Annotated in this window: 4 protein-coding genes; 1 reads left to right on the forward strand and 3 read right to left on the reverse strand. The window is 60.0% G+C overall.

The genetic code is table 11. The annotated features are described in order from the left end of the window. Nucleotides 1–90: 90 nt before the first annotated feature. Nucleotides 91–1,401 carry a C4-dicarboxylate transporter DctA gene (locus ACRESD_RS14030; protein ID WP_431751454.1) on the reverse strand — a complete coding sequence of 437 codons (1,311 nt, stop codon included), beginning with the start codon at nucleotides 1,399–1,401 and terminating at the stop codon, nucleotides 91–93. 232 nt (nucleotides 1,402–1,633) lie between these two features. On the opposite strand from ACRESD_RS14030, the gene ACRESD_RS14035 reads away from it, so the two are divergent. Beyond that, the gene (locus tag ACRESD_RS14035) at nucleotides 1,634–2,263 is read left to right on the forward strand and encodes a DNA-3-methyladenine glycosylase I (RefSeq protein WP_431751455.1); all 630 of its coding nucleotides are present in this window, start codon (nucleotides 1,634–1,636) and stop codon (nucleotides 2,261–2,263) included. A 119-nt stretch (nucleotides 2,264–2,382) separates the two neighbouring features. Here ACRESD_RS14035 and ACRESD_RS14040 read toward each other — a convergent pair whose 3' ends face one another. Both ACRESD_RS14040 and ACRESD_RS14045 read right to left on the reverse strand, forming a co-directional pair. After that, entirely contained in the window at nucleotides 2,383–2,799 is a 417-nt protein-coding gene (locus tag ACRESD_RS14040) for a cupin domain-containing protein (protein WP_431751456.1), read from the reverse strand. 84 nt (nucleotides 2,800–2,883) lie between these two features. Further along, on the reverse strand, nucleotides 2,884–4,317 hold the full coding sequence (locus ACRESD_RS14045; protein ID WP_431751457.1) for a PLP-dependent aminotransferase family protein: 1,434 nt from the start codon (nucleotides 4,315–4,317) through the stop codon (nucleotides 2,884–2,886). Between the last annotated feature and the right edge of the window lie 144 nt (nucleotides 4,318–4,461).

Raw genomic sequence — 4,461 nt, forward strand, 5'->3', positions numbered from 1 at the left:
GTGTGTCAGTCACCACATTTGTAGGCTGAACCATTGCTTTCGCGAGCAAGCCCGCTCCCACATTTGATCGGTGTCTCCCATGAAAATGGATCAGAACTCCTGGTGTGCCGGCAACACCGGTTTCTTGGCCTGGAAGGCATAACCTTGCTGGCCGTCGAGCACCTTGTTGGCGCGCGGGATATCGATGTCTTTTTCCCAGCGGGCGATGGCCACGGTCGCGACGCAGTTGCCGATCAGGTTGGTCAAAGCACGGCCGATGCCCATAAACCAGTCCACCGCCAACACCAGTACCAGGCCGACCACCGGAATAGCCGGGATGGCGGTGAGCGTCGCCGCCAAGATCACCAGTGCCGACCCGGGGATGCCATGGGCGCCCTTGGACGTGATCAACGAGACCAGCAGGATGGTCAGCAAGTCGGTCATCGACAGCGGCGTGCCGGTGGCATTGGCAATGAACACAATGGCCAGGGTCAGGTAGATCGAGAAACCGTCGAGGTTGAACGAATACCCGGTCGGAATCACCAGGCCCACGGTGGAGCTGCCGATACCCAAATGTTCGAGTTTACGCATGATCTGCGGCAGCACGGCGTCGGAGGAGGCGGTGCCCATCACGATCAGCAGTTCTTCGCGCAGGTACTTGAGCAGCGGCAGCATGCGCAGGCCGGACAGACGCATCACCAGTCCCAGCACCAGCGCGACAAAGACGAAGCAGGTCAGGTAGAACAAGCCCACCAGGCTGCCCAGGTGTTGCAGGGAGTCCAGGCCGTAGGTGCTGGTGGTGAAGGCAATGGCACCGAATACACCAATCGGTGCCAGGCGCACGATCATGCCCATGATGCGAAAGATGATGTGGCTCAGTTCGTTGATCAGTCGAGAGATGCCGGAAGCGGCTTCGCCCACCAGGTTCAGCGCGCTACCGAACAGCACCGAGAACAGCAGCACTTGCAGCACGTTGTTGTCGGCGAAGGCACCGATCACCGAGTTGGGGATCAGGTCCATCAGGAACTGGCTGGTGCTACGCAGATGCTGGCCTTTGTCGGCCAGTTCATTCAGGCCCGCGGAGGAGAGCTGTTCCAGATGGATATTGGCGCCGGTGCCGATCCCGGTGCTGAAGGCCATGATCAAGCCGATCACCAAGGCTACAGTGGTGAGTACTTCAAAGTAGATCACTGACTTGAGGCCGATGCGTCCGACTTTTTTCAAGTCGCCCGCGCCGGAAATCCCGCTGACCACCACGCAGAACACAATCAGGCCAATCAGCATCTTGATCAGCTTGATAAAGCCGTCACCCAGGGGTTTGAGTTGCGTGGAGAATTCGGGAAGGGCCAGGCCGCAGACTATGCCCAGGATCAGGCCAATCACGACTTGCAGGAAAATCGAACGCGAGCACCATCTGAGCATGGGAAGGATCTCTATTCGGTGCCCTGGTGGTTCCAGGGCTTAATTGTTGTGGTCTTACCGGTAAGTCCAGTGCGGGGTCAGTCTACGCCTGGCTTTTTTGAAATCACAAGTAATTATTTGGTGGTTGACGGGTTCCGGTCTGACCAGTTGGTCGGTAAGGGCGGGGCTTGAGCGGTTGGCGGGCTGGAAATTTTTTCGCTTATCATCCGCTCCTTGACTGGAGAGGTGATGGATGGACAAACCAGGGCTGGCCACCGACGCAACGGGACTGACTTATTGCACTTGGCGCACATCGGCGCCGGAGTATCCCCGTTATCACGACCACGAGTGGGGCGTGCCGGTGGCGGATGATATCCAGCTGTACGAGAAGATTTGCCTGGAGGGGTTTCAGGCGGGCATGGCGTGGATCACCATCTTGCGCAAGCGCGAGCAGTTTCGGGCGGCATTCGAGGGCTTTGATTTTCGCCAGGTGGCGCACTATGGCGAGGCCGACATAGAACGCTTGATGAATGATCCTGGCATCGTGCGCAATCGGGCCAAGATCGTTTCCGCCATCAACAATGCGCGCAGAGCCTGTGAACTGGTGGATGAAACCGGGTCGCTGGCGCGTTGGCTGTGGGCGTTCGAACCCACGGACGAGGAGCGTCCGGCCACGGTGGATATGGCTTATTGGACGGGAAACCCGACTTCGGCGGCGTCGATACGGTTGTCCAAAGCCCTGAAAAAGCGTGGTTGGACCTACGTTGGCCCAACCACGATGTATGCGCTGATGCAGGCGATGGGCATGGTCAATGACCACTTGGAAGGTTGCGTATGTCGCCAGAAGATTGAAACGCTACGCTTGCAATTCAAGCGCCCCTGAATCCCTCACAACACACAAATCCAATGTGGGAGGGGGCTTGCTCCCGATAAGGGCGGGTCAGTTTATACATCCATGACTGACACATCGCTATCGGGAGCAAGCCCCCTCCCACAGTTGCCCTACCGTGTGGCGGGTTGCTGGGGCAGCGGGGTAAGCATCTCAGCCTTGTCATCCAGCACCATCACCACCAGCAATTTCGCCGGTTGGGTCTGGCTGGCATTGCTCGATTCAAAGTGCCGCGACCCGGCGGGTTCGTAGAACGACTCGCCCACTTTGTAGGTCACTGCCTTCTCGTCGTTGACTCGTGAGGTGATCGCGCCTTCCAGCACATACGCCACGGCCGTGCCGGTGTGGCTGTGGGGCACGGTGGCCTGGCCCGGCGCATAGTCCACGGTGAGCATGATGGTTTTCTTGCCGGGCACGTTGGCCAAGGCGTGCTCTTGCAGCACCGTGATCGACTCCTTGTTGTACACCGGTTCGTGGGCAAAAGCGCTGAGGGAGACCAGCATCAGCGTGGCAGCGATCAATGATTTCATGGTGGGGTTTCCGTACAGTTCGAGACCGCTTCAGGCTACGCCCCAAGGCGTGTGCGACCAATGACCAATCCACCGGAAAACCGGCTAGCCAATGTGACGCAGAATATCGCGCACCCGGTCCAGCGCGGGGTCGATGTCCAGCAACTCGATCGCGCCGAACCCGATCGTCAGGCCCTGGCGCACCGGTGCCGCATGAAAGAACACGTCCAGTGGGTATAAGCCGACTTCCGCCTCCCGTGCCAAGCGCATCAGCAGCGCTATATCCACCGGCACCTTGCACAGGGCCGCCATGTGAAACCCAATCACGCTGGGCACCACTTCAAACCAAGGCGACAGATCCCCCGTCAGGCGTTGCAGGACGCGCTCCCGGCGGCCTGCATACACCGCGTGGCAGCGGCGAATATGCTTGAGCAAATAGCCTTCGCTGATGAACTTGGCCAGTGCCCATTGTGGCAATGTGGAGCTGTGCTGGTCGGTCAGTTGCTTGGCCTTGAGTACCGCGCCATGAATCGCTGGCGGCAGAACGGCATAGCCCAGGCGCAGCTCCGGCAACAGGGATTTTGAAAAGGTCCCGACGTAGGCCACCAACCCCCGCGTGTCCATGCTTTGCAGGCAGTTGACGGGACGGCCTTCGTAGCGGAAGTCGCTGTCGTAATCATCTTCGATGATGATCGCCCCCAGTGCGAAGGCGCGAGCCAGCAAGGCTTCACGGCGTGCCAGGCTCATGGGCATGCCCAGGGGGAATTGGTGGGACGGGGTCACGTAGATCAGCCGCGTACCGTCGGGGATCTGGTCGACCTGGATGCCATGTTCATCCACCGGCACATCGGCAACACGGGCGCCCATGGCCATGAACAACTGGCGCGCGGGGCTGTAGCCGGGGTCTTCCATGGCGACGAGGGTGCCCGGTTCCACCACCACGCGAGTGATCAGGTCCAATGCCTGTTGTGCGCCGTTGGTGACCACGATGTCGTCGGCGTGGCATTTCACCCCGCGAGAAAACGCGATATGCCCGGCGATCGCTTCGCGCAGCGCCGGTAAACCTTCCGGTTGGCTGTAGAAGCCGCTGTTCTGTGCGATACGGCGTAATGCATCCTGGGTACAACGCCGCCATTCATCCTGAGGGAATTGATTGCGCGTGGTCGCACCGCCAATAAATTCATAGCGCAGGGTGCTGTCTCGAGTGGGGTGACGCATGGGCGAGGGCAGTGCGGCCCATTTGCCCAAGTGGGCGGCACAGGCCAGGTCGGTGGCGGTTTGCAGGCGGTCGGGCTGAGGCGCCCAGGCGTTGACGAAGGTGCCTCGGCCGATCTTGCCCACCAACAGACCTTCGTACGTCAACGTGGCGTAGGTGTCGGAGACGGTCTTGCGCGATATGCCTAACTGCTCGGCGAGCAGGCGGCTGGGGGGCAGTTGCGCGCCAGCCGAAAGCCGCCCGACGGCGATGGCTTCGCGCAATTGCTGGTAAAGCTGGGCGGCCAAGTCCTTGCGGCCGTTGATGACGAGGTGCAATTCCATGTTTCATCCTGGGAAAGATCGATCTGCGCCAAGGTTACTCGCAAATCACCCGGTAGAAACCAGCACCTTGTAGTGAGCGGGCTTGTCCCGCGCTGGGTGGCGCAGCCGCCCTAAACCTGCCTCCGCGTTCTATCTGGCATAACG

The sequence above is a fragment of the Pseudomonas sp. genome (assembly GCF_050739995.1).
GTDB lineage: Bacteria > Pseudomonadota > Gammaproteobacteria > Pseudomonadales > Pseudomonadaceae > Aquipseudomonas.

Coding starts and splice junctions, on each gene's coding strand:
- ACRESD_RS14030 (WP_431751454.1), bottom strand. CDS start 1,401: ATGCTCAGATGGTGCTCGCGTTCGATTTTCCTGCAAGTCGTGATTGGC.
- ACRESD_RS14035 (WP_431751455.1), top strand. CDS start 1,634: ATGGACAAACCAGGGCTGGCCACCGACGCAACGGGACTGACTTATTGC.
- ACRESD_RS14040 (WP_431751456.1), bottom strand. CDS start 2,799: ATGAAATCATTGATCGCTGCCACGCTGATGCTGGTCTCCCTCAGCGCT.
- ACRESD_RS14045 (WP_431751457.1), bottom strand. CDS start 4,317: ATGGAATTGCACCTCGTCATCAACGGCCGCAAGGACTTGGCCGCCCAG.